Origin of the sequence: Methanobacterium alcaliphilum (assembly GCF_023227715.1) — an archaeon.
In the GTDB taxonomy this organism is placed as follows: Archaea; Methanobacteriota; Methanobacteria; order Methanobacteriales; family Methanobacteriaceae; genus Methanobacterium_E; species Methanobacterium_E alcaliphilum.
In genome coordinates this window covers 133304-157142 of the sequence record NZ_JALKIF010000003.1, presented here as the reverse complement: position 1 = coordinate 157142, position 23839 = coordinate 133304, and the positions used below count along the sequence as shown (strand labels likewise).

The following is a 23839-nucleotide window of genomic DNA, read 5'->3' as shown; positions in this document are numbered from 1 at the left end:
CTCAAAATATATTAATGTCTGATTTAATCATTTATTTCTTATTTTTAATTAAGTTTTAATTTATTATAGGTCTATTTTTTAATGAAACTGATTTAATTTAATCATTTACTGCTAAAAAAATGAGAAAAAGTTCCATGATATGAAAAATCCACGGGCCTTACCTTCCAAGGATTTTGTTAATTCATTAAGTAGTACCATCTCATTGTAATGTGGAGCTAAATGTAAAATAATCCTGTCACCTTCTTTTTGATAGGATACTACATCATACCCATCTAAATTAATCGGTTCTGTAGATCCAATAATCGTAACCTCATAATATTCTGTATTGGACCCCATTAAACTCAAAAAAACCCTTAAAATAATCAATAATCCTATAATAACTGTTGGAGTAATAAGATTGCGTGGTGAAAATGGAATTTTGAGTGCTTGAATTCCTAAAAGTCCAGAAAGTCCCACCATTGCAGGAGTAGAAAACAATCCTCCGTCAATCATTCCAATCATAGTAGTTGCAAGGGCAAATATCAAAATTACCTTATGAAAATCTCTGCGATGGCCTAATGAGAACAAACCAATTATATATACTAATGGCAGTGTAATCAGGGCTATGGGGCCTAAAGGAGGAACATACTGCAATAAAGATGTTCCGGTATGGATTTGAGAAGGAACAATAATAAAATTTTTTATAATGGGGCTGATACTGGCTTTAAATATGTGGCTGTGGGTAAGACTGGTGGATGTAGGACTGGGGATAAGCGAGATAAATGTGGTAAAGATAGAAACATCAAGCTGTTGTCTAACCATTATCTCCATAACCAGCCCCATGATATAAGTAAAGACTACTAATATAATGGCTATTTTTAAGAAATCATTTTGGTTTAATTGCTTAAAATAAGAAACTTTATCTAGTTTATGCTTTAAATAACCTTTTTCGATGAATAAAGGGCTTAAAATTAGCATGGTCCCCATGAGTGTGAAAAAAAGCACGTCTTTACCTTCAGATGAACCCATAAGAAATATATGTGTGAAATAAGTAATGAATGGATCTAAAAAGTCGCTGAGAAATAATAAAACACTTAATATAATTAAAATAATTCCTAAAGTATTCATATTGCTGATTTTCACATTTTCACCTAAAATAAAAATTAAAAAAATCCTTTGATTGATAAGAAAATTCTCGCGATTTAAATAATTAATATCCTTTCAAATAATTGATTATATGGTATATAATTATTTATCTATTTTTAGAAGAGACATAATCTATAATTTAATATTTTGAGTTTTTTTCAAATCATAGACTTTATGCATTTCAAAAATAAACTTATTTTATGGATCCATTTTTAATATATATAACCCTTCTCATATTCACTGGAATTTTTGTAGGGTTTGCTACAGGACTTTTAGGTGTAGGAGGTGGATTTATACTAGCCCCTGTGCAGTTTTTTTTATTGCAGTCTCTCGGAGTATCCCCTGACATTGCTATAAGAACTGCGTTTGGTACCAGTCTAGCAGTAATATTCCCAACCGCTTTAAGTGGGGCTTATGGTCATTATAATAATAGATACGTTCTGGTAAAACCAGCCGTATATATGGGAATAGCAGGATTTGTGGGGGGGACAATTGGGGCCTTTTTTACAGCAAATATTCCTGCATATATTTTACAATTTTTATTTGGTATTTTACTGATTTTTGTGTCCTTACATTTTCTCAGATTCAAAAATATTGGGGAAAATAATGAAAAAATCTTAGAAAAACGTTTACTGTTATTTTGGGGTTTTATTGCAGGGTTCTTTTCAGGTTTACTGGGAATTGGTGGTGGGGTGGTTCTTGTTCCAATATTTGTACTATTACTGGGGTTTTCCATGTTAGAAGCAGTAGGAACATCTACTGCAGTGATTGTAATCACTTCCATAGGCGGGATTATTTCCTACGCGATCAATGGGCTTTCTGTTTCTGGATTGCCAGCATATTCTATTGGTTACATAAATCTATTTCAGTTGGTAATTTTAGCAGGTTTCAGCATACCCATGGCTAGAATCGGCGCAAATACTGCTCAAAAATTACCCGAAAAACATTTAAGAATTATTTTTGTGGGTATCTTAATATTCATAGCCCTTAAAATGTTAGGTTTATTTGATTTGCTGGGAATTAATATTTAATAAGATTAAAATAATAAAAATTAAATTATTTTTCTAAGAGGATAGCATTACCACTAACATTAACTAATATTTCACTGCCTTTGATTCCACCAATTTCAGTATAATCAATTTCAATTTCTAATATTGCATTAGCCCCTAATTCTTTAGTTTTTTCCATTAAATCAGCTAATGCTATATTGCGGGCTATTTCAAATTGATCAAATATATTAGGGGAATTTCCATTTTTAGAATTAATTACCTTCAAATCCGGTTTGAAAATGTGGGCACTGGATATTATTCCTAAATTTTTGGAAATGGATTTGTTTTTGATAGTAGTGGTAACTGCAGTAATACCATATTTATCGAGATCAATTAATTCTGGAATGATATGGTTTTCCTCTGGCTTTTGACCGGTAATTTTGTAAGTAGCTTTTGATAATAAAGTTCCTAAATAACCAATCAAATAGGTTAAAGCACCTAAAAACACGACAAAAATAAGGTAATTTACAAGTATGGGGAACGCTGCTTGAAATGCAAGGCCTAATCCACCTAGCGTAATGAAATTAATGCTTATGGGATCTTTAGGAAATACCCATGAATTAATATTTATTATTAAAAATATTAGGAGCGCACTTATAGCTCCAGTGGTTTTACCATATTTTTTCTGAGCAATTATTGTTTCTACATATCCTGCGATTAATGGGGAAATAATAAATGAAATATTAAAACCAAAAATAGCTATATTTCCCCTAATGCAAATAACAGCAGATAAAAGACCTACAGCAGTTCCTATTAGGATAGCTGCTATCCCCCATCTTTTTTCAATAAAGAAAGATTTTATTTTAGATATTACTGAAATATTTGGCATGATTTTGTCCTCTGGGCAGGTAATTGTTTCTTTGAAAATTATTTAAACTGGATAATCTTGGATAAAAAATTATTCAAATAAAACAGCAGTTCCAGAAACACTTACCATTATAGTGTTTCCCATGGTTCCACCTAGATTGTGATATACAATTCGCACACCTACCACTGCATTGCCTCCAAGTTTTTGAACTTTTTCTTCCATGCTTTTAACAGCAATATCTCTAGCTTTTTTAAGTTCTTCTTCATAAGCAGATGTTCTTCCACCGACAACATCTCTTACTCCGGAAAACATATCTTTATAAACATTAGCACCTAACAAAGCCTCTCCTGTTACTAAACCAAAATATTCAATAATTTCTTTTCCTTCAATATTGGGTGTGGTTAAAATCTGCATCAAATTTCCTCGCTCGTAAGTTTTATTATTTTCATTAGACTGATTAGAATATTCTATTAATTTTTTTATTTTAATGGTATATATAAAATCAATTTTCAATTTATAGTTTTTAGATTTTATTCATTTTTCTAGATTCAATTAAATTAATTTATGTTATTGTTGACAAAAATATAATTGGTGATTTAATGGCAAATGATAATTGGATGGGTATAATATCTGTTATAATTGGATTAGTACTTTTAATTTCCCCAACTATGGGAGTAACAGCTATTAGTATAATTTCTGGAATTATATTAACTGGTTTTGGTATATGGATGGCTATTAATGCTTTTAAAGAGAGAAAAACTAATACTAGTGTAACTGTTATCTGGATTATTTTTGCAATCATATCTCTCGCTTTTGGTCTTTCGCTTGTATTTAGGACTTTCCTAATAAGTCTCCTAGCAGGGGCATGGGTATATGTTACTGCAGTACTGTTAATAATTGCAGGAGTTCTACTTCTCTTATCTGCTAAACAAAGCAACACTAAGAAGAATATTGGGGTGATTGCGCTAGTTTTAGGATTGATTTACATTATTATGGGTGCTTTAGGATTAGATCCAATTTATATAGGGGTTGCCATTGGTTTAATATTCATTGGATATGGTGGAATTGCTTTGTGGAAAAAATAGATGTAATAATTAAATTCTTTAATTTTTTATAAAAATGATATTTGGATTGTGGGGATTTCCAAAATCCATGATTTAAAAAAAATTTATGTTTTACCATAAATCATATACGCTACCCATACTAAAATAAAAACACCGAAAATAGCATATAATATCATTCTAGTTTTTCGGACTTTATTTTGATTTTGGACTAATATTTGTTGGCATTTATCTGAACAAGTTCTCTCTTCTAGGGGGATAGGAGTCCCACAAACTGCGCAATGTCTGTGTGGTTTAGTCATTTTTACACCTCTTAAATTAAGTAGTATATTGTATTTAATATTATTTTGGAATTATAGTAGTGCCTATTTTTTCATTTAAGGCTTTTAAAAGATTGTCAGGCTGGAAACCATTGGTTATAATAGTTTTTATCCCGGATCTTTTTATCATTTGAATAGCAGTCATATCAAAAAATTCGTAAGTTCCTGCCTTAACTTCTTTATCTGCTAAAAAATCCATCATTTCTGTTGCAGTTATTTCTTCATGCATCTTAGCATCTTTGTATTTGTTAGGATCTTTATTGTAGAGTCCATCTACTGAGGTAAGGTTAACTAAAAGATCAGCCTTGACAAATTCTGCCAGTATTGCACCTACAGCATCAGTACTATGGGCCGGTTCAGTACCTCCCATGACAACTATTTTGTTAGTAGTTGAATACTCGAGTGCTTGGTGGAAATTCTCTGGCACTATTGGATAGGCTTCCTGTCCAAGTGCCATAATTAATAGCTTAGCATTTAATCTGGTGACATCTATACCTATATCATCACAATGTGCCTCGCCACATCCTAATGCCCTTGCAATTTTTATATAATCTCGAGCTGGCTGGCCACCACCTACTACCACAAATATTTCATGATCCTTTTTTAATGAAGCTAAAATTTCTGAATATGCTGCAAATTTTTGGTGATCATATTCTTTGATAATAATTGATCCACCTATAGTAATTACGATTCTCATAAATCATCACCTAAATCTGAGTAATTAAACCAGAACTTAATACTAATTAATATATGGATATTTAAAATTAGATTCAGTGGGTTTTACTTTTTAATAATATTCAAATCCATTTTTTTTCTTTGATTGATAATATTATAGATGTAGTTATATATCATTAATTGTTGTAAATATGACTATTATACAGTTGATATGGATAAGTTTTATACCTTAAGATACATAACTAATATGACCTAACTGTGTCGATTATTCTATTAATTGACTTATTAATCCTAATATTGATTAAAATATTTATATGAAATCACGATTTATAATAAGTTTACTTTCTAAATAACGTTAAATTATATAAAACCCATTGAAATTAGCTTAACCTTCAATTTAAAATAATTCAATTAAAAAATTTATATTTACTGACCATATTCTCAATTGGAGTGATAATATTGACTGATGTCTCATCAAAGGAAATGTATGAATTTAAAAGAACATTAAAGGACCTTTCTGAAAAAAAAGGAAGAGGAACTGAACTTGTATCAGTTTACATACCTCCAGATAAGCAGGTTAGTGATGTTGTTAAACATATGAGGGAAGAACTTAGCCAGAGTGCTAATATAAAAAGTAAATCAACAAAAAAGAATGTGCAATCTGCAATTGAAGTTATAATGCAGAGATTGAAATTATTCCCTAAGCCTCCTGAGAAAGGTCTGGTGATGTTTGTAGGCATGATTCCAAGGGGTGGGCCTGGTACTGAAAAAATGGAAACCTATGTTTTCGAACCTTCGGAACCCATAAAAACATACACCTATCATTGTAATAGTGAATTTTATTTGGAACCATTAGAAGAAATGCTAGCGGATAAAGATGTATATGGTCTGGCAGTTCTAGATCGTAAAGAAGCAACCGTTGCTATTTTAAAAGGTAAAAGAATAGATATCGTGAAAACTCTTACAAGTGGTGTGCCTGGAAAACACAAAGCTGGTGGGCAGTCTCAAAGAAGGTTTGATAGGTTAATTGAATTAGCAGCTCACGAATTTTTAAAAAGAATCGGAGAACATATCAACGAAGCTTTTCTAGCCCTTCCTGATTTAGAAGGAGTAATTCTGGGCGGACCGGGCCATACTAAAGAAGATTTCCTTAAAGGAGATTATTTACACCATGAAATAAAGAAAAAAGTTATTACAACAGTGGATACTTCATATACTGGCGAGTTTGGCATTAGGGAAGTAATTGATAAATCCATGGATGTTTTAATGGAAATAGATGTAATGCGTGAGAAAAAGTTAGTGCAACGATTTTTGCATGAACTTATAAATGATGATGGCCTTGCATCTTATGGTGAAAAAGAAGTCCGAATGCATTTACAAATGGGTGCGGTAGAAATAGTTTTACTTTCGGAAGATATTAATTCTCAGCGAATAACTTATGAATGTTCTGCTTGTGGTCAGAGATTAGAAAAAACTTCTAAAAAAGGAGAAGAAGAATCTGAAGAGACTTGTTCTTCTTGCAATGAAAGAATTAAAATAATTGAAAGTAAAGACATTATCGATGACTTTGTAGAAATGGCAGAAGAAGTTGGATCTGAAGTTGAAATTGTTTCAACTGAAACCGAAGAAGGAATGCAACTTCTTCGAGCTTTTGGTGGTATTGGCGCAGTTTTAAGATATAGGCCTTAATCATCAAAACTAATACTTTTTTTTATTTTCAAATAAAAACAAATAAAATCAGCTTTGGGAAAATATAAAAAGGTTGGATGTCCTTTTTTAAAAAATTAATTTATCCCAGTCGACTTACTCTAATTAAAGATTCTACTGGAACGTCTTCAACTTTGGATATTCCTTTTTTATCGATAAGAACAGTAACTGCAATGGGGACAGCATCCTGATCCTTGAGAACTTTAATAACTTCTTTTATAGTTCGGCCGCTGGTTATAACATCGTCCACAATAACCACTCTTTTTCCTTCAACAGATGCGAAATTGCTACTTATTGCTCCTTTTGCATCTTCATCTTTTCTATGTTTTTTAGGGTGGAATACAGCAAGAGCTGTTTCGATGCCGGTTTCAGAATCTATTACATCGGCCATCATAGTTGCAAAAGGAACTCCGCTAACAGCAATACCGACTATAACATCTGCCGTGCCGTGTTTTAAAGCCATATCGGCTATGGCTGCAGAAACGTATCTCATCCTTGCAGAACTGCCACCTAGGCTTTCCCAGTTTATTGCAAAATCTACAGGTGTTTCTTGATTTTTATCTTCCACTTTTTTGCCAGTTGATTGTAAGGTTAACCATCGTGCAGTATCCTTTGAAACATTAAGTTCGTCTGCAATTTCTCCAGTGGTGAAACCTCTGTTGCGTAGTTCATTGGCTTTTTTTATGAGTTCTTGATTCATTTTTACAACCCCAATGAATAAAAAATAGAATTGAGTATCTTTAATTTAATAATATTATCTTTAATTAATAATAAATAAAGTATTGGGTTATTCTCCATTTAATTTGATGGGTTTATGTTCTCTTGAGGATTTCATTGCTGCAAGCACTGTGCGGAGAGCATAAATACCATCTTCCCCGGTGATTTGAGGGGTTTCATCATTAGATACGCTGTTAAGGAAAGATTTAATCTCTTCTTGCAGTGGTTCAGCGTGCTGAATCTGCACATCTTGAGCAAATTTACCATAAACATCAATACTTTGATCAATATAATCAATGGAAATAATACCGTCGGTTCCTGTAATTTCTAATTCTCTGCGTTTGTAGGGTGTGAGCCAGTTAACTTCTAAAATGCCCGTAATACCACTGTTAAATTTGGTCATGATCTCGGCATGATCTTCAAATTCACATTTCTCTAATATGGACCCCATTGTGGCGTATACCTCAGCCACGGGTTCGTCAAATAGATAGTACATAACATCTAAATCGTGAATGGCTAAGTCGATGGTCACTCCCACATCTTTTATTCTAGGTGGAAAAGGCCCGACTCTTTTGGCCGATGCGGAAACCACATCTCCAATCACGTCATTTTCAATAAGCTCTTTTGCCTTCTGAACTGCTGGGTTAAACCGTTCTACATGACCAGTCCCTAATTTAACGCCTTTTTTCTTAGCAGCTTTCACCATTTCTTTAGCTTCATTTAATGTAAATGCTATTGGTTTTTCTACTAAAACATGCTTGCCCTGATCAATAGCAGCCATAACTACATTGTAATGATGTGTTGTAGGAACACAAACACTCACCACTTCAATTTCAGGCATTTCCAGTATGTTCTCATAGTCCACATAACCTATAGTGTCGTATTTTTTTGAAACTTTGCTTAAAGTTCCTTTCATTAAATCTGAAACAGCCATTAAATTAGCGTTATCTAGACGAGAATAAACTCGAGCATGGTTGTATCCCATTGCTCCAACACCAATTACTCCCACGTTAATTTTATTCAAATATAATCCTCCATATGATTTGCAGCATTTATTCCTAATTTTTCAGCTTCTTTAATTGATCCAGTTAAATTTACTTTGGATAAGATTTTACCTTCTTTGGTAAGAAGTATTGCATTGAGATCTAGTTGATCTCCTTTAGTTCTAGCGATAGCTCCTAAAGGCCACTGACACCCAACCCCCAATTCTTCTAACACTTTTTTCTCAGCAAGAACTTCCTGAGCAGAAACGTAATGATTTAATTTTTTAATGATAGTTTTTTTGACACTATCTTTTCTAGTGATAATGGCTAATGCCCCCTGACCTGCAGGAGGAGTTAAATAATCTAAAGAGAATATCTCCTTAATATATTTAGTCAATCCCAATCTTTTTAATCCTGCTTCTGCCATTAGTGTGGCATCACACTGGCCTTCCATCACTTTTCTAATTCGAGTTTCTATATTTCCTCTTATAGGCTCTAACTTAAAATTCTTTTGGTGGTAATTACAAAATGCTTCTCTTCGCAGGCTGCTTGTACCCATTGTTGCTCCTTGTGAAAGTTCCATCCAACTTTTCTTTGAAACAAGGGCCTCATGGGGAGATTCACGTATAGGAACTGCAGCAATTGTTAGATCTTCGTCTAATTCTGTAGGAACATCTTTTAAACTATGCACTGCAAAATCTACGTCTTCGTCTAAAACGGCACGGTCAAGCTCTTTTGTAAAAAGCCCTTTCGAATCTATATTATAAAGTTGAGAATCTGTAATTTTGTCCCCGGTGGTTTTGATTATTTCTATGTCAACTTTTTCATCAGTTACTTTTGATAATTCACTTATTATATATTTCGTTTGCACTGTTGCAAGTTTACTCCCTCGGGTTCCTACAATCAATTAATCATCTCCAAAGCTTAAAGAGGGCCTAATAAAATTAATTAGTCTTTAATTTACTCATCTTAACTTATCTGAATTTTTAGGTATAATACTATAATATTAATTTGATATTTTTTATATTTTAAATAAAAGATTTTTATAACAACATGAATTAGGTTTTTATAATATAAATATATTCAATCACTTATTTTTATTGAAATTAATGCACACAATCTCTTTTTTAAGTATCTTTTCTTAAAAATTTTTTATTACTATTTTATCGCAATTCTAAATTAGAATAATTTGACCGGTAAATAAAAATTATTGTTTTTGCTTGATTTGTTATAGCGTAATCAATTGCCTTTTGTGGGTTTTCAATGTAAACTGGTTTTATTTCCATTTTTTCTTTAATTCCTTTTCCTAATTCATGAGTAAGGATTATATTGTTTTCATTAAATATTAGATCTTTTTTTAAAATATTTTGAAGAAGATCTGATGCTTTAATTTCATCAATCTCTTCACAAGTTATTCCATACTGTCCGCCTAATATTATAAATGGACTAGGCATGGTTTTAGCCATTTGAATTGTTTTTTCAATGGCTTTAACATTGATTCCGGGATTGATCTCTTCAATGATAACTGCTTTATCTTTAACTTTAAGAGAGCTGCGCCCAAGAAGACCAGAAAATTGTTTAAGTCCTATTTGTATTGTTTTTATAGGCATATTTAATGTTAAACACCCACATATTGCTGCAAGGACATTACTCACATGATGTGGTGCAGGAGCAAATGTTTCAACAGAAAAAGAACAATTTAATACTTGATTATTCGTTGTTTTGACTCCTTCAGCTTTTATCTTAAATGAAGTTTGTTTTAGCCCATATTTTATATTATGTGCATATAAGTTAGCATATTTGTCATTCAAGCTGAATGTATTAATTCTTTCTCGCATTAATTTTTTTAAATCACTGTAAAATTCATTTAATGTTTCATGATCGCAGCAGGTAATCTTACTTTGGAATATTTGGCGTTTTGCTTTGCTTGCGGTACTTCTTCCCTGGGCAATAGAATAATTTTCAGATATATTAGTCAGTATTCCCACGTCTGCCAGTCCAGTTCCACCTAAAGACGATTCAAATATGCACATATTGTAATCATAATCTTCTGCCAATCTAATTGTTTCAATAATACTAGCGGGGGTAATGCTGATATTCTTTTTAAGAATTATATCTGAACCCTGGTTACAAATAGATGCCCCAAGGCTGCTTAATACAAGAGGATTTTCAGAAGTTAGAATTGATTTGAGCATCCCTGCCACACTGGTTTTTCCTTTAACACCCGTAATTTCTATCACGGGCATTTTTAGAGATTTTTTCCATTCTTTTAGAATAAGATTAACTGCCTGATGATGAGTCAGGTGAATATTTAAATCAAGAGGAGAGTGAATCGGGGCAATAATACAAAAATTTTTTAATTCCTCTGGCTCAGGGAGGTTGCTAATTAATTTTATTCTTTTATTTTTCAAATCAGCTATTTGCTGGTTTGACATTGTTTGATATAAGTCCCATGCCCATATTTCATTAAATTGCGATGTTTTGGAAAGCTCTAAAGCTATGGTAAATCCACTGTGAGTTAAATCGATAATTAAAGCATTCATTAGCAACCCTCAAATGTAAAAATAGAATTTTTTGTTATTTGATCATTCAATAGATAGTATATATTAAAATTAAAATTTAAGAGGAATTAATTAGGTGTGCTTATTCCTCCTTCAGTGAGTTTTTCTCTCACTTTTTTATAAAAACCTTTGTTTAATCTAACAAAATACGCGTCGGTGTCTGATTTTTTAAAAATTAACTCTTCTAAAAAGTTGATTTCTTCTTCAAATTGACCATCAATAACAGCTATGGCTTTTTTACCTTTCCTTAGTAATTTAACTTTTATTTCACTTTTGTTAGAAACTACTATAGGTCTAGCACCTAATTTAAATGGACATATTGGGACAATTAAGAAGGCTTCTACTTTCGGATCCACAATTGGCCCTCCAGCAGACATTGAGTAGGCAGTTGATCCGCTAGGGGTTGCTATTATAAGTCCGTCTGCTCTTAATTCTTCAACAACTTCATCATCTACAGATATTTCAATATGGAGCATTTTAGCAGGTTTACGGGTCATCATTACAACTTCATTCAAGGCCGAGGGGAGTTCTCTTTCATGATACACCCTTAGTTGGGTCCTCCGTTCAATAAAATAATTGCCTTTAAGGACTTCTTCTAAAGCTTTAAAAGCGTCTTCCGGATCAATTTCAGTTAAAAAACCCACTGTTCCAAGGTTTATTCCAAAAATAGGTATGTCCTTCTGGTTAACAAAACTTTGAGTTCTCAAAATGGTGCCATCACCACCAATTGCTATAACCATATCCGTATCCATATCTTCCATATCAATGAAATATTTTTCAAATTCAGGAAGCTCCTGGGCAAGTGATAAATCTATAGAAAGATCTATATTTTTTGATAGTAAGAATTTGATTATTTTTCTGGCAAATTCCACTGATTTGGGCATATCTAATCTAGCTGCAAGACCAATATGCATTAAATTACCTCCATATTTTTCATTATTTGTTGATGTAGTTTTTTATTCCCCGCGGCAATAATGGATGTTCTGGCGCTTACATTTAGAAGACCATTTAAATCATTACCCTCCTGATCTGTAATGATTCCACCTGCCTCCTCAACAATAAGTTTTGCAGCAGCAACATCAACCACCCGTAAGTTTCCTCTCAGATCCATAAATGCATCATATGTACTGTTGGATACATAGGATAATTCTATAGCTACAGATCCCAGTATTCTCATTCGCCTTATCATTTTGCAAACATTATTCACCTGACTGAATTTGGTGCCATAGATAAAAGCCCCCATTGAAGAACGGTTTAGCTCATTTTCTAGGGAAGGATAAACTTTTTCGCCGTTTAAAAATGCGCCTCTACCTTTAATTGCTTCATATAACTCTCCCGTAGCGAAATTTTTCACAAAACCCATTTTAACATCATTTAATGATGGTTTTTCCGGCCCTGGTATGTATTCTGCAATTGCAATTGAAATTCCATATATGGGGATCCTTTTCACAGCATTAGTTGTCCCATCGAGAGGATCAACAACAAAAATAATTTGTTTATCTGAACTTTCGCTTTTGGAATTGGAATTGAGGTCATATTCATTTAAATTTTCATCTGAAGATTGTCCTATATTTAGGATTCCAATCTCTTCGCTTATTAGTGTAACTGGCCTAGAGGTGCTTTCCAGCACTCCAATCACTTCATCTTCTGCTACAATATCAATAAGTTTAGATGGGGTACCATCTGCACCCATTTTTATATTTTCATCGGCTTCTTTTTTACCAACCAATGGAGAAACTGCTTTTCCAACCTGTTCGGCCATTTTAATGCCTATGCTTCTCCAAAGCTGTAATTCGGACTCTTCCATTTAAACCGCACCATTTTAAAGATTAAATCAACTTTTTTATTAATATATATTATTATGATTATTATTAGTTTAACATGGTTTTTATTTTTTACCATATTCCTAAATTAGAAACGGTTTTTAAGGGAGGAATATTTCTATTTTCTGTAAAAAAAAAATAATTTTGTAAATAAGTTTAATTTTATATGAATCCTGATTTATTCACCTAAATAAACTACCGCCGCAACAGCAGCGCCCTGTTTTTCTACTTTATGATTAATTTCTTCAACAACCAGTTCCTTTATTTCCAGATTTCTTACTTTCATCATATATTTGACCATTGAAACTGCTTTTTCTCTTATCTTATGGGGTTCTTGATTTATTCCTGAATGTTCGACCACACAACCAAAATCTGCAGATGTGGCTACTGCGATAGCTGCAGAAATAAGATCTCCCTCATTATCTGAGCTGACATGGGATAATACACAGTTAATCATATCTCCTGGCGTTAATTGAGGTACTTCTACTATTTGAGTATTGTGGGGAAGAATACTGGAAACTTTGATTAAATTCACATCACCAATTCCAGCATTTAAAAGAGCGTTATCAAATGCATTTAATTTACTTGGTCCTTCTGATTTACCAGATGTTATTGCAACTTTCATTTTATCACAAATTTATTTTTAAAATATATAGTTAATGGGTTTATGTAGGGTTATTAAGTTTTTAAGGCATCTAATCAATATTTTTATTAATATAATTTAGTATATGGTGTTAAATTTTAAATTGATTATCTTTATTCTGTTTTTAATTTATTTAAATGCTTTATAACATGTTTAATACTCAATAATTATTTTTATTATTTAAGCATTATCAAATATATTGGATCTTGGTTAAAACAAGTTTAATATTAAACTTTATATGCTGGTTTAATTTACTATTAAGTAACTGATTAAATAATATGCTATTAATGTCTTGAAATGCTTAATCTTAGACTTTGAGCTAATAGAAAAAGACTGTTTAGAATTATCATATGTTCAATATAAATATGTAGTTTAACATATTACTAAAAATATTAGCATCATTGATGTCTAACTGATCATTTTAAATAATGTATTTAAATATTGCATTTATCAAACGATTAATGAATAAATTTTGTTTAATCTGTAATCATAATTCACATACCTGATTTTAGAATATATTAGGTATTTCTATATTTTGGAGGTAAAATAATGTCAAAGAAAGTGGTAGAAGTTAAAACTTTAAAAGTAGGTAAATACGTAATATTGGATGGCGAAGCATCAAAAATCACCAGTATCTCGACTTCATCTCCGGGTAAGCACGGTTCTGCAAAAGCTCGTGTAGAAGCTTTAGGTATATTTGATAAACAAAAAAGAAGCATTGTTAAACCAGTAGATACTAAAATTGACATACCAATAATTGATAAAAGAACCGGTCAAGTACTTGCTATTATGGGAAGCGACGTCCAGTTAATGGACTTAGAAACTTATGAAACCTTTGAAATTCCTATCCCTGATGAACTACGAGAACAATTAATTGAAGGGGTAGAAGTAGAATACATCTTGGCCATGGGTAACAAAAAACTCATGAGAACTAAAGGTTAAAATTCTTAAAAAATCAGCAAATGATTTATAAATAATAAACATGGGAATATGAGGATATAATGCTCTTTTATACTCATAACCCTTCGAAATTTGCTTTTTCAAGGGAAAAAACTGATATTGGTGTTCATCATATTGATGATCATATTCCTCAAAATCTCATTAATTCTAAAATTCCATTAAAAGATAAGTCAGATAAAATATTTGGTTTAATAGGGGTTCCTTTTGATAGCACCACTACTTACAAGCCTGGGGCACGTTTTGGTCCGGCTGCAGTACGTGAAGCATCTTATAATTTTGAAAACTACAATATGTCCTTCAATTGTAGTTTGAGTTCTATTTTTTTTGATTTTGGTGATGTAGAAGTATCCCCTGGAAATTTTAAGAGAACATGTTCTAACTTGCAGGAAACTGTTTTGGAGTTATTAGAAAATAGAATATCTCCAATTGTAATTGGTGGGGATCATAGTATAAGCTATGGTGTATTAAAAGCGTTTAAGACATTTTCGGATTTGGATGAAGTTACAGTGGTGCATTTTGATGCCCATATGGATATAATTGATACTTATATTCAAGAGAAATATTCTCATGCAACTGTCATGCGCCGAATTTTTGATTTAAATCCTAAAAAAATTATTCAAATTGGGGTAAGGTCTGCTTCTTTAGAAGAAATGGATTTTGTAAATGATCAAAAGATAGAATATTATACGGCATCAGATGTTCGCAAGGATATTGGGATAATTAAAAATGTTTTATCCAAATTACAAGGCCCCATATACTTGACAGTAGATATAGATGTTCTTGATCCTTCTTATGCGCCCAGTGTGGGTACTCCTTCTCCTTGTGGTATTAGTCCCTGTCATGTGGAAGATTTGATTAAAATATTGGCTAATAAAGATGTTATTGGCATGGATTTAGTAGAAGTCGCTTCTGATAGTATTGGTGATATGACTTCGATTAATGGGGCAAAAATAATTTATGATTTCCTGTGTTTACAAGAATAGATTCAATTTAGGATCATATAACTAAAATGAATTCATTGGAACGCTATACCTTATTTTTAGTTATTATCTGCTTTAATTATTAAAATCAATATTAAATTTGTCATTAACCATAAATTATAATATAACTAAAAGCATCACATATTAACCTAGCATAATTCTAATTTTAATTACCATGATTTATCCACAAAAAATATTGTGTGGTATAAGAATTAAGCTTGTTAGTGAAATCATTTGGTAAGTTAATTAGATTAATTAACTGTTTATTGGAATTAAATTAGCGTATGGTGAATTTATAAAGCAATAAATCATAAAATTAATTTTGTAGGTGTAATAATGAATACAAGAGAGGTAGAGCTTTCCGGCCACATAATTGATAGTCTTATACTTCCTAAGACTCTTGATATAATAATGGATATGGGGGGAGACTTTAAAATAATTGAATTTGAAATTGGAAAGAAAAAAACAGATATAAGTCATGCAAAGATTCTTGTCTCTTCTCCAAGGCCGGATCATCTGAATGAGATTTTAGATGAATTAAGTGAAATTGGAGCATCCATATCTGAAATAAAAGATGTTGAGCTACAAAAATCTGAAAAAGATAGAGTTATACCTTCTGAATTTTATTCTACTACTAATCACACCACACATATTCTTTATCAAGGAGAATGGATTTTGGTAGAGGATATTGAAATGGATTGCATGATTGTACTGGATCCTATCCAAAAAAGAGCTTTTTGTAAACCTATAGGGCTCATCGAGAAAGATGATTTGATTGTTGTGGGAAGAGAAGGAATAAGGGTCACTCCCCCAGAGAGACCTCGAGGTAAAAAAGGAGTCTTTGAATTTATGGGCAGTGACGTGTCCTCTGAAAAACCACTCATGTCTCTGATTAAAAATATTGCCGATGAAATAAGGGAAATTAAAGAAAGGGATGGTAAAATAGCAATAGTTGGAGGGCCAGCTATTGTTCACACGGGATCTGCATCTATCCTAGCTCAAATGATAAGGGAAGGTTATATTGATGCTATATTGGGTGGAAATGCTCTAGCCACTCATGATATTGAAAATGCATTGTATGGGACTTCCTTGGGTATTTGTGTTAAAAGTGGAGAAGCTGTAACTAGAGGTCACCGCCACCACATCTCGGCTATAAATGAAATTAACACTGCTGGGTCTATTAAGGATGCGGTAGAAAAGGGAATCTTAAAAAAAGGTATAATGTATGAATGTATAAAAAATGATGTTCCATTTGTACTTGCAGGGTCTATAAGGGATGATGGACCTTTACCTGATGTTATAACTGATGTTATAGAAGCTCAGGATGAAATGCGTAAATATGCTCAGCAAGTTGACATGGTTATCATGATCGCCACCATGCTACATTCTATTGCCACAGGTAATGTACTCCCGTCTAAGGTTAAAAGCATATGCGTGGATATTAACCCGGCTACAGTAACTAAGCTTTCAGATAGAGGAAGTGCCCAGGTAGTAAGTATTGTAACTGATGTGGGAGCGTTCTTGCCCATGTTATTAGATGAATTAAAGTCGGAAGAATAATTTCTACTGGCACTCTATTTTTTAAGATTCCGGTTTAATACATCTTTTAATCAGATATATTGGATCAAAATTTTATTATTTTAAAGTTATTTCTTACAGTGATCACAAAGTAATAAAATGAGATTAAAACAAGGGCTAGGATTACTGAATTAAATCAAAAAAGGCATTCTATTGATTTTATTATCCCAATTTCATTATTGGAGTACACAGATATGAAAAGCCCTGCAACTAAAAGAAACAGAACCTTTTTCTGATTTGACTATATTTCAAAAAAAATCTGGTTTGCATTTCTTCTGGGTTATAGGTGACAAATATTAATATTGCCTCTATAATGCATAACATAACACATATTAAAACAATTAAGTTGATAATTATCTAAAACGGACATTAATCCACTCATATTAACCATATTTTATTTTCATAAATATTTATCACATTGTTGAACGATCTTTGATTTTAATGATTATTGTTCTTTCCAGATTGATATGCCAAAAGACATTATTAATCCAAAATCTAATAAAAATTAATTACCGAATAAAATTTTTTACATACTTTAGTTAAGGATTGGGGAAAATGGATGGAAAAACCAGAAAAAATATTAAAATAGGATCCGAAGTTAAAATAGTACTTAAAAAAGATCAAAGAAGCGGTAACTTGACGAAAGGTAAAGTTAAAAATATATTAACAGGCTCACCATTTCATCCTCATGGGATCAAAGTTAGACTTGAAGATGGTCGCATAGGTAGGGTTAAGGAAATTATTAATTAGTAAAAGAGCAGTGAATCATTAATTAATGATTTATATCCTATGATATTTCTATAAGTTACATTATTGAAGGTTTGAATTGAGGGATGATGATGATAAGAGGAAATATTCTAAATGTTTTCACCGGTGAAATATATCCTGCTGAGATTGAAATTGAGTCGGGTATAATAAAATGTGTAAAGAAAATAAAAGGGAATTTCAAAGGATTATTGGTTCCGGGATTAATAGATGCACATATCCACATTGAAAGTTCCATGTTAACTCCTTCTTTTTTTGCACATGCTGTGGTTCCTCATGGCACAACAGCAGTAGTTGCTGATCCTCATGAAATTGCCAATGTAATGGGCACAAAGGGAATAGATTTGATGATTAAAGACTCTGAAAATGTTCCATTAACTTTTTATTTCACAGCACCTTCCTGCGTTCCGGCCACTCCTTTTGAAACATCAGGGGCTACAATAGAATCTAATCAAATCGATTTTTTAATGCAGAAAGATCAAATCGTGGCTTTAGGCGAAATGATGAATTTTCCAGGAGTCATAAATGAAGATTTTTCGGTTATAAATAAAATAAAAAGTGCTCAGTTCAATAGAAAACCCGTAGATGGCCATGCTCCTTTATTGTCAGGTGAAGATTTATGTAAATATATTTCAGCAGGCATTTCCACTGACCATGAATGTAGTTCTGCTGAAGAGGCATTGGAAAAGAAAGAACTGGGTATGAAAATCATGATTCGAGAAGGTTCGTCGGCTAAAAACATGGAAGATTTAATTGAGATTGGTGGCGATTTTTTAGTCTCTGATGATAAACATCCTGAAGATCTTTTAGAAGGACATCTAAATAAATTGGTTCAAAAAGCAATCAGTTTAGGAATGGATCCTCTTCAGGCCATTAGGATGGTTACCCTAAATCCAGCCCAACATTATTCTTTAAAAATGGGAGCTATAGTTCCAGGTAATCAGGCAGATTTAGTACTGGTGGATAATCTGGAAAACTTTGAAGTGGAAAAAGTTTTCATTCGGGGTGAACTGGTTGCTGAAGAGGGTAAATCATTATTTGAACCGGTCACTATATCTGGGGAGAGCAGTATTCATGTAGAACAAAAGAGCCCTGAAGATTTTAATATTAATCTTTCAGGAAAAAGTACTTTGGTTAGAGTGATTAAAGTTTTAGAGGGGCAAATTGTAACCTCTGAGATGGAAGCAGAATTACCTATAATTGATGGTAAGATAACTGCAGATATTCAAAAAGATATTCTCCCAATTTCTGTTGTTGAAAGATATGGTCATGGGAGAATGTCCAAGGCATTTGTAAATGGATTCGAAATTAAAGAAGGAGCATTAGCATCCAGTGTAGCACATGATTCTCATAATATCATTGTGGTAGGTACCAGTTACGATTACATGGCTAAGGCAGTGAATCTTTTAAGAGAAAATCGAGGAGGTTTAGTTGCGGTTTCAAAAGATATTCATAAATTTTTGGATTTACCTGTAGCAGGTCTCATGAGCAACTGCGATGCGGAAACAGTATCTTCAAAGTTAAAAGAACTTCATAAAATTGCCCGAGAAATGGGATGTTCATTAGAATCTCCTTTCATGACCATGTCATTTTTAGCGCTTTTAGTAATCCCCCAACTTAAATTAAGTGACAAGGGTCTTTTCGATGGAACAAAATTTGAATTTGTTGAGGTTATAAAAAAAATAATAGAATGAATCGTAATAAAAATTATTCTAAATTATTATATTCACTTTTTATTTTAGTAATAATCTCTTTCATGGATAGTTTATCTTCTTTGCTACCTACTTTTTGAACTACGCGGTTCATTTCTTTTATTCGCCCCCAATAACTAATTTGGGTATTTTTATCTGCTAAATTCATACGGGTGTAATGGATGAGTGATTCTATAACTGCGTAAATCCCTCGATTTAAAGGTTGGTTGAACTCCTTTATTTTAACAACATTTTTAACTTTCCCCGTTATTATGGACATATTTGCAGATCCTAAACTATTATTTTTGGTTATATCTTTGATTTTTTCAGTTTTTACCATAAAAAAAGCATCAGCTTCTTCAATATATGGATACTCTTTATAATATTTGAAATTATCCTCTGAAATATCTGATAGGGTAGTTTTAGTAAATATTAATGAATTTTTTGTTAAATTAACTACAAAAAAATTAGATCTTTTTATATTTTCCAGAGTATGGGTTCCATCATATAAATATAAAATCACATGTTCAGGGTCTTTGCATAATACTCCAATTGGTGCTGCATTGGATGTTTTGTCCGGATTTTCAGTGGTTATTATACATTCATATAACTCACCATTTTTCATACCTAAATATTTTAAATCCCCTTTCTTTGAAATTAAACTTCTTTCCACAATATTCTTGTGATTCATATTATCCCTTATGTGGTATGTTGTTCTTAATTTATTTTTTGGAGTTAAAATCAATAATTTGATTATATAACTTAGACTTTTAGTGTGGGCTAACTCTTTTTGATTATATCCTGAAATATTGTCTTTGACTATTAATTTTTATAATAAATATTATATTAAATCAAGTTAATATTTGACTTATGGAAATTGAGAAATTGAAAGAAGCACTTCAAATACTCACATCATCGTCAGAGTTTGCTATTCTGGTTCCAGAAGTAAGAACTAATCTGGTTATGGCTAAGGAAAATGCTCGGAATGAAAAAGATGTTGCGGGTTTTCCTGGTAGGATAACCGCTGCACACGGACGTGCTTTTGCATGCATGGAACCGGAGTTTGGTGCATCATCCCACATGGCCAGAATGATTATCAATATTCAAAAATACGATTCAGATAAGAGAAGCGCTATTAACTTGAAATATCACCCAAAAATAATTGAGATTTGTCAGAAATTAGGCCTTAAGGTTTCTTCATATGATCGTAATTTAGAACCAAAGGATGTTCAGAATATGGAGGGCGGGACAATACCTTGGGGTGTTAGTGCAGCAGTTGAAAAGATTGGTGAAGTTCCCGATGTGATTTATCATACTGGTGGTTGGGGTAAAGAACCTATAGTATGTTTATTAGCTCCAGATGCTATCGAAGCAGCTCGCACATCAGTGTGCATAGCAAAACTTTTCATGGATTTAATTAGAAAAGATATTATTTAATAAAGTCAATAATCAATAGAACTTTCAAAAACTTTTACAAAAATAACTAAAATAGTTTTCTAAACTTTAAAAACTTTTTATAAGTAATTATTATCAACGAACATTAATTTAAAAAATAGAAATTATTAAATAATTTTCCATGGGTTACTCGAGGATTACTATTACGAGGGAATATCATGAAATATGACATGTACTATGAGATGTTGGATCAACCCAAGTCACTTAAAGATACTTTTCAAGCAGAAAAATCTCATATGAAAGAAATTTCAGAAAAAGTTAAAGATATGGATAACTTATATTTGGTGGGCTGCGGTAGCTCTTTATCCACATGTTATTCAGCTAAAGATGCTTTATCAATGGTTTATGATGCAAATATAAATGTTTTTACAGGATATGAATTTTATTATCATAAAAAAATCGATAATGAAAATTCAGGACTCATATTGACTTCACAATCAGGTGAAACTGCTGATACATTGGCAGCACTCAGGAGAGCTAATGATCTGGGCCTTCAAACAATCACCATAACCAATGAAGAAGAAAGTAGTATGATGAAAGAATCGGCCCATGCAGTTTTAACTAGATGTGGTAGAGAAAATGCTATTTTGGGGACTAAAACATATGTTACACAATTAATGTGTTTATATCAGATTTTATTCAATGCTTATGATACTCCTGATTCTTCTGAAATTCTCAAACAATTAAAAACATTACCTGGAATCATGGAATCTCAGATTAAATCAACTGAAGTTGAAAATATGGAGCTGGCCTCTAAATTTAAAGATGAAGAACTCTTTTATTGTATGGGGAGCGGTCCTAATTATGGTCTGGCTTATAAACTTGCGCTAACAATGTTCATGGAAGGGGCATTAAAACATGCATGCCCTCTTTATTCTGGCGAATTTCGCCATGGTTTAATTGAGCGCGTGGAAAAAAATGTGCCTGTTGTATTTTTAGATGCCGGCTACCCTGGAGATGCACTGACCCAGAGAGCATTAGAATTTTGTGAAAATATTGGTGCTCAAAATATAGTTTTCAAAATGAGTGACTATGCGGACATTAATAATTTATTGGCACCGTTTTCCCTGGTTATTCCGTTAGAATGGTTCATATATTATTTAGCACATTATAATAATGAAGATCCCGGAAGTACCAGGCATATTGGAAAAGTAAGATATTGATCGGGGTTTGTTATTCTATTCAATCATTTTTTTATTTAATTGAGTAATGTTTGTCTAAAAAGAATATTTAATTAAAATATTTTCAACGATCTATAGAAAAAATAATTATTTTTTTTAAAAATTAATTAGGGGGTAAGAAATAATCCCTATAAAATAAATAAAGGATTATTTTATTTTAACATTGAATTTCTTTTTAACTTCTAATTTAGGAAGTTCAACAGTCAAAACACCATTTTCGAATTTTGCTGTAGCTTCTTCAACTAGGACTTTTTCGGGCAATCTTTGAGATCTCATTGCTTCCCCGTACTTGCGCTCTTTCTTGTAGTAATTCGCATCTTCAACTTCTACTTCTTCTTCGAATTGTGCAGTAACAGTGATTTTCTCTTCTGAGAGTTCAATGTTTATATTTTTTTTATCAACACCAGGAAGATCTGTTTTCACCACAATTTTTTCATCGGTTTCAATGACATCCATGGTTGGCTTTTCTGGGACTGCTTCGGTGTACTCTGATATCTTTTTTTCAAGGTCATTTTGCATGTCTTTAATACTTTTGACCATGTCGTCCATCATTTTTTCAGCTGCAGATTTTCTTTTCTCAAGCATATCTTTGTGCTTTTCGATTTTTCTATCTAATTTTTTCTTTTCGCTCACCAAATTCCTCCAGCCTATTTATTATTTCTGAGACTCCCATCCCTTGGGAAACAGAAACCATCAATGGTTGTTCTAGCTTATTAATATATTTTTCTAAATACTTAATGTTATCTGATAAGTCCATTTTGTTAAATAAAGAGATCACCGGGGTTTTAAATAGTTTTTTAACTTCTTCATAAAGTCTAAATTGACTATCTAATGGATATCCACAAGTTTCAGATGCATCAAAGATGAATAATATAACGTCTGCCAAGTGTTCTAATGCCACCATGGCATTTAATTCAATTTCATTCATATCTTTGATAGGGCGATCCAGGAGACCGGGAGTATCGATTATCTGTATTTTTTTCCATTTACGTTCCATATGTCCAATTTGAATCCCTTTAGTTGTAAATGGATAATCTGCTACTTTTGGCTCGGCGGTGGTAAGTTGCCGGAGTAAAGTTGATTTTCCAACATTAGGAAAACCAGCAATAACTACAGTTGTGGCTTCAAAATCAACAGTGGGCATATTTCTTAGATTTGCTTTAGCAAAATCTAAAAAGTCCAAATCCTTTTCAATTTTGTTAACTACTGAAGCAACTCTCCCAAATGCTTGTTTTCTGAGGTTAGCTGCATTTTCTGGCCTAGTACGCCTTATTCGAGAAGTGTAATCTTTTTCTAATTGTGTAATTATGCCTACTGCCCAGTTTAGGCCACCTAAAGATTGTTTCATCTGATCTACACCAACAACAACGTCGATGTAGTCTTGATAAAATTCAGGCAAGGATTCAATATCTGGAACCCTATCCAGTATCATTTTTATTCGGTCTATAATTACATCACAAGCAGTTTGCACTCTCACTTCTTCAATACGTTTTGATTTTTTATTTCTATGTATCTTAGAAGTTCTGACCAAGGCAGCAGCTTTTTTTGCTCTTCTAAATCCTTGATCGAGAAGTTCATCAGGGGTAGGGACGGTTGGTATTATCATGAAATCACGTTTTAATTATTTTAAGTTTTAAAGATTTATCAGTAAGATTTATTAAATTTCTGTTTAAAAGACGTATAAATTAATTATAATAATTAATTAGATAATGATTCAAGTTAAAGATAGTTTATCTGAATAAAAAATTTTTAAAATT

General features: G+C 32.3%; 25 protein-coding genes. 10 read left to right on the top strand and 15 right to left on the bottom strand.

Features of this window, described 5'->3' with window-relative positions; all coding sequences use genetic code 11:
- Positions 1–111 precede the first annotated feature (111 nt).
- Positions 112–1122, bottom strand: coding sequence for a hypothetical protein (locus MXE27_RS03180; RefSeq protein WP_248610957.1), 1011 nt, complete (start codon positions 1120–1122; stop codon positions 112–114).
- 203 nt (positions 1123–1325) lie between these two features.
- On the opposite strand from MXE27_RS03180, the gene MXE27_RS03175 reads away from it, so the two are divergent.
- On the top strand, positions 1326–2156 hold the full coding sequence (locus tag MXE27_RS03175; protein ID WP_248610956.1) for a sulfite exporter TauE/SafE family protein: 831 nt from the start codon (positions 1326–1328) through the stop codon (positions 2154–2156).
- A gap of 25 nt (positions 2157–2181) precedes the next feature.
- Here the strand turns inward: MXE27_RS03175 and MXE27_RS03170 are convergent, their stop codons facing one another.
- Positions 2182–3003, bottom strand: coding sequence for a heavy metal-binding domain-containing protein (locus MXE27_RS03170; RefSeq protein WP_248610955.1), 822 nt, complete (start codon positions 3001–3003; stop codon positions 2182–2184).
- A gap of 69 nt (positions 3004–3072) precedes the next feature.
- Positions 3073–3396 (bottom strand): heavy metal-binding domain-containing protein, encoded by a 324-nt coding sequence (locus MXE27_RS03165; RefSeq protein ID WP_248610954.1) that lies wholly within the window; start codon positions 3394–3396, stop codon positions 3073–3075.
- A 185-nt stretch (positions 3397–3581) separates the two neighbouring features.
- On the opposite strand from MXE27_RS03165, the gene MXE27_RS03160 reads away from it, so the two are divergent.
- Positions 3582–4067, top strand: a complete 486-nt coding sequence (locus MXE27_RS03160; RefSeq protein ID WP_248610953.1) for a DUF308 domain-containing protein — start codon at positions 3582–3584, stop codon at positions 4065–4067.
- An 83-nt stretch (positions 4068–4150) separates the two neighbouring features.
- On the opposite strand, the gene MXE27_RS03155 is transcribed toward MXE27_RS03160, so the two are convergent.
- Positions 4151–4345: a DUF2116 family Zn-ribbon domain-containing protein gene (locus MXE27_RS03155; RefSeq protein ID WP_248610952.1), complete on the bottom strand. Its 195-nt coding sequence runs from the start codon at positions 4343–4345 to the stop codon at positions 4151–4153.
- A 40-nt stretch (positions 4346–4385) separates the two neighbouring features.
- Positions 4386–5060, bottom strand: coding sequence for a UMP kinase (pyrH, locus tag MXE27_RS03150; RefSeq protein WP_248610951.1), 675 nt, complete (start codon positions 5058–5060; stop codon positions 4386–4388).
- A gap of 437 nt (positions 5061–5497) precedes the next feature.
- Between pyrH and prf1 the strand changes: the two genes are divergently transcribed.
- On the top strand, positions 5498–6727 hold the full coding sequence (gene prf1 / locus MXE27_RS03145; RefSeq protein ID WP_248610950.1) for a peptide chain release factor aRF-1: 1230 nt from the start codon (positions 5498–5500) through the stop codon (positions 6725–6727).
- A gap of 100 nt (positions 6728–6827) precedes the next feature.
- Here prf1 and MXE27_RS03140 read toward each other — a convergent pair whose 3' ends face one another.
- From MXE27_RS03140 to MXE27_RS03110, 7 genes are all read right to left on the bottom strand, one after another.
- Positions 6828–7445 carry an orotate phosphoribosyltransferase-like protein gene (locus MXE27_RS03140; protein ID WP_248610949.1) on the bottom strand — a complete coding sequence of 206 codons (618 nt, stop codon included), beginning with the start codon at positions 7443–7445 and terminating at the stop codon, positions 6828–6830.
- A gap of 87 nt (positions 7446–7532) precedes the next feature.
- Positions 7533–8486 (bottom strand): Gfo/Idh/MocA family protein, encoded by a 954-nt coding sequence (locus MXE27_RS03135; protein ID WP_248610948.1) that lies wholly within the window; start codon positions 8484–8486, stop codon positions 7533–7535.
- Positions 8483–9352: a hydroxymethylbilane synthase gene (gene hemC / locus MXE27_RS03130; RefSeq protein ID WP_248610947.1), complete on the bottom strand. Its 870-nt coding sequence runs from the start codon at positions 9350–9352 to the stop codon at positions 8483–8485. The genes MXE27_RS03135 and hemC overlap by 4 nt, the downstream gene beginning before the upstream one ends.
- Before the next feature lie 256 nt (positions 9353–9608).
- Positions 9609–10988 carry a coenzyme F430 synthase gene (gene cfbE, locus MXE27_RS03125; RefSeq protein ID WP_248610946.1) on the bottom strand — a complete coding sequence of 460 codons (1380 nt, stop codon included), beginning with the start codon at positions 10986–10988 and terminating at the stop codon, positions 9609–9611.
- 86 nt (positions 10989–11074) lie between these two features.
- On the bottom strand, positions 11075–11920 hold the full coding sequence (locus MXE27_RS03120; protein WP_248610945.1) for an NAD(+) kinase: 846 nt from the start codon (positions 11918–11920) through the stop codon (positions 11075–11077).
- Entirely contained in the window at positions 11920–12813 is an 894-nt protein-coding gene (locus MXE27_RS03115) for an inositol monophosphatase family protein (RefSeq protein ID WP_248610944.1), read from the bottom strand. The genes MXE27_RS03120 and MXE27_RS03115 overlap by 1 nt, the downstream gene beginning before the upstream one ends.
- Positions 12814–13007: 194 nt before the next feature.
- On the bottom strand, positions 13008–13454 hold the full coding sequence (locus MXE27_RS03110) for a pyruvoyl-dependent arginine decarboxylase (RefSeq protein WP_248610943.1): 447 nt from the start codon (positions 13452–13454) through the stop codon (positions 13008–13010).
- A 567-nt stretch (positions 13455–14021) separates the two neighbouring features.
- Between MXE27_RS03110 and eif5A the strand changes: the two genes are divergently transcribed.
- The 5 genes from eif5A to ade all read left to right on the top strand — a co-directional run bounded on the left by eif5A (position 14022) and on the right by ade (position 19449).
- The gene (gene eif5A, locus MXE27_RS03105; RefSeq protein ID WP_248610942.1) at positions 14022–14414 is read left to right on the top strand and encodes a translation initiation factor IF-5A; all 393 of its coding nucleotides are present in this window, start codon (positions 14022–14024) and stop codon (positions 14412–14414) included.
- 59 nt (positions 14415–14473) lie between these two features.
- The gene (gene speB, locus MXE27_RS03100) at positions 14474–15415 is read left to right on the top strand and encodes an agmatinase (RefSeq protein WP_248610941.1); all 942 of its coding nucleotides are present in this window, start codon (positions 14474–14476) and stop codon (positions 15413–15415) included.
- 333 nt (positions 15416–15748) lie between these two features.
- Positions 15749–16972, top strand: a complete 1224-nt coding sequence (locus MXE27_RS03095) for an ornithine cyclodeaminase, nickel-pincer nucleotide-dependent (RefSeq protein WP_248610940.1) — start codon at positions 15749–15751, stop codon at positions 16970–16972.
- A 573-nt stretch (positions 16973–17545) separates the two neighbouring features.
- Positions 17546–17740: a YwbE family protein gene (locus MXE27_RS03090; protein ID WP_248610939.1), complete on the top strand. Its 195-nt coding sequence runs from the start codon at positions 17546–17548 to the stop codon at positions 17738–17740.
- 86 nt (positions 17741–17826) lie between these two features.
- On the top strand, positions 17827–19449 hold the full coding sequence (gene ade, locus MXE27_RS03085; RefSeq protein WP_425438259.1) for an adenine deaminase: 1623 nt from the start codon (positions 17827–17829) through the stop codon (positions 19447–19449).
- A 13-nt stretch (positions 19450–19462) separates the two neighbouring features.
- On the opposite strand, the gene MXE27_RS03080 is transcribed toward ade, so the two are convergent.
- Positions 19463–20137 carry a DUF447 domain-containing protein gene (locus MXE27_RS03080; protein WP_248610937.1) on the bottom strand — a complete coding sequence of 225 codons (675 nt, stop codon included), beginning with the start codon at positions 20135–20137 and terminating at the stop codon, positions 19463–19465.
- Positions 20138–20316: 179 nt separating this feature from the next.
- Between MXE27_RS03080 and MXE27_RS03075 the strand changes: the two genes are divergently transcribed.
- Entirely contained in the window at positions 20317–20883 is a 567-nt protein-coding gene (locus tag MXE27_RS03075) for a thiamine-phosphate synthase family protein (RefSeq protein ID WP_248610936.1), read from the top strand.
- 176 nt (positions 20884–21059) lie between these two features.
- Positions 21060–22064 (top strand): SIS domain-containing protein, encoded by a 1005-nt coding sequence (locus tag MXE27_RS03070; protein WP_248610935.1) that lies wholly within the window; start codon positions 21060–21062, stop codon positions 22062–22064.
- A gap of 165 nt (positions 22065–22229) precedes the next feature.
- Here the strand turns inward: MXE27_RS03070 and MXE27_RS03065 are convergent, their stop codons facing one another.
- Positions 22230–22715 carry an Hsp20/alpha crystallin family protein gene (locus MXE27_RS03065; RefSeq protein WP_248610934.1) on the bottom strand — a complete coding sequence of 162 codons (486 nt, stop codon included), beginning with the start codon at positions 22713–22715 and terminating at the stop codon, positions 22230–22232.
- Positions 22690–23688 (bottom strand): NOG1 family protein, encoded by a 999-nt coding sequence (locus tag MXE27_RS03060; protein WP_248610933.1) that lies wholly within the window; start codon positions 23686–23688, stop codon positions 22690–22692. The genes MXE27_RS03065 and MXE27_RS03060 overlap by 26 nt, the downstream gene beginning before the upstream one ends.
- Positions 23689–23839: the final 151 nt, after the last annotated feature.

Bases quoted from the DNA above. Each gene is read 5' to 3' on its own strand.
- MXE27_RS03175 (WP_248610956.1), top strand. From the start codon at position 1,326: ATGGATCCATTTTTAATATATATAACCCTTCTCATATTCACTGGAATT.
- MXE27_RS03170 (WP_248610955.1), bottom strand. From the start codon at position 3,003: ATGCCAAATATTTCAGTAATATCTAAAATAAAATCTTTCTTTATTGAA.
- MXE27_RS03165 (WP_248610954.1), bottom strand. From the start codon at position 3,396: ATGCAGATTTTAACCACACCCAATATTGAAGGAAAAGAAATTATTGAA.
- MXE27_RS03160 (WP_248610953.1), top strand. From the start codon at position 3,582: ATGGCAAATGATAATTGGATGGGTATAATATCTGTTATAATTGGATTA.
- MXE27_RS03155 (WP_248610952.1), bottom strand. From the start codon at position 4,345: ATGACTAAACCACACAGACATTGCGCAGTTTGTGGGACTCCTATCCCC.
- pyrH (WP_248610951.1), bottom strand. From the start codon at position 5,060: ATGAGAATCGTAATTACTATAGGTGGATCAATTATTATCAAAGAATAT.
- MXE27_RS03140 (WP_248610949.1), bottom strand. From the start codon at position 7,445: ATGAATCAAGAACTCATAAAAAAAGCCAATGAACTACGCAACAGAGGT.
- cfbE (WP_248610946.1), bottom strand. From the start codon at position 10,988: ATGAATGCTTTAATTATCGATTTAACTCACAGTGGATTTACCATAGCT.
- MXE27_RS03120 (WP_248610945.1), bottom strand. From the start codon at position 11,920: ATGCATATTGGTCTTGCAGCTAGATTAGATATGCCCAAATCAGTGGAA.
- MXE27_RS03115 (WP_248610944.1), bottom strand. From the start codon at position 12,813: ATGGAAGAGTCCGAATTACAGCTTTGGAGAAGCATAGGCATTAAAATG.
- MXE27_RS03110 (WP_248610943.1), bottom strand. From the start codon at position 13,454: ATGAAAGTTGCAATAACATCTGGTAAATCAGAAGGACCAAGTAAATTA.
- eif5A (WP_248610942.1), top strand. From the start codon at position 14,022: ATGTCAAAGAAAGTGGTAGAAGTTAAAACTTTAAAAGTAGGTAAATAC.
- speB (WP_248610941.1), top strand. From the start codon at position 14,474: ATGCTCTTTTATACTCATAACCCTTCGAAATTTGCTTTTTCAAGGGAA.
- MXE27_RS03095 (WP_248610940.1), top strand. From the start codon at position 15,749: ATGAATACAAGAGAGGTAGAGCTTTCCGGCCACATAATTGATAGTCTT.
- MXE27_RS03090 (WP_248610939.1), top strand. From the start codon at position 17,546: ATGGATGGAAAAACCAGAAAAAATATTAAAATAGGATCCGAAGTTAAA.
- ade (WP_425438259.1), top strand. From the start codon at position 17,827: ATGATGATAAGAGGAAATATTCTAAATGTTTTCACCGGTGAAATATAT.
- MXE27_RS03080 (WP_248610937.1), bottom strand. From the start codon at position 20,137: ATGAATCACAAGAATATTGTGGAAAGAAGTTTAATTTCAAAGAAAGGG.
- MXE27_RS03075 (WP_248610936.1), top strand. From the start codon at position 20,317: ATGGAAATTGAGAAATTGAAAGAAGCACTTCAAATACTCACATCATCG.
- MXE27_RS03070 (WP_248610935.1), top strand. From the start codon at position 21,060: ATGAAATATGACATGTACTATGAGATGTTGGATCAACCCAAGTCACTT.
- MXE27_RS03060 (WP_248610933.1), bottom strand. From the start codon at position 23,688: ATGATAATACCAACCGTCCCTACCCCTGATGAACTTCTCGATCAAGGA.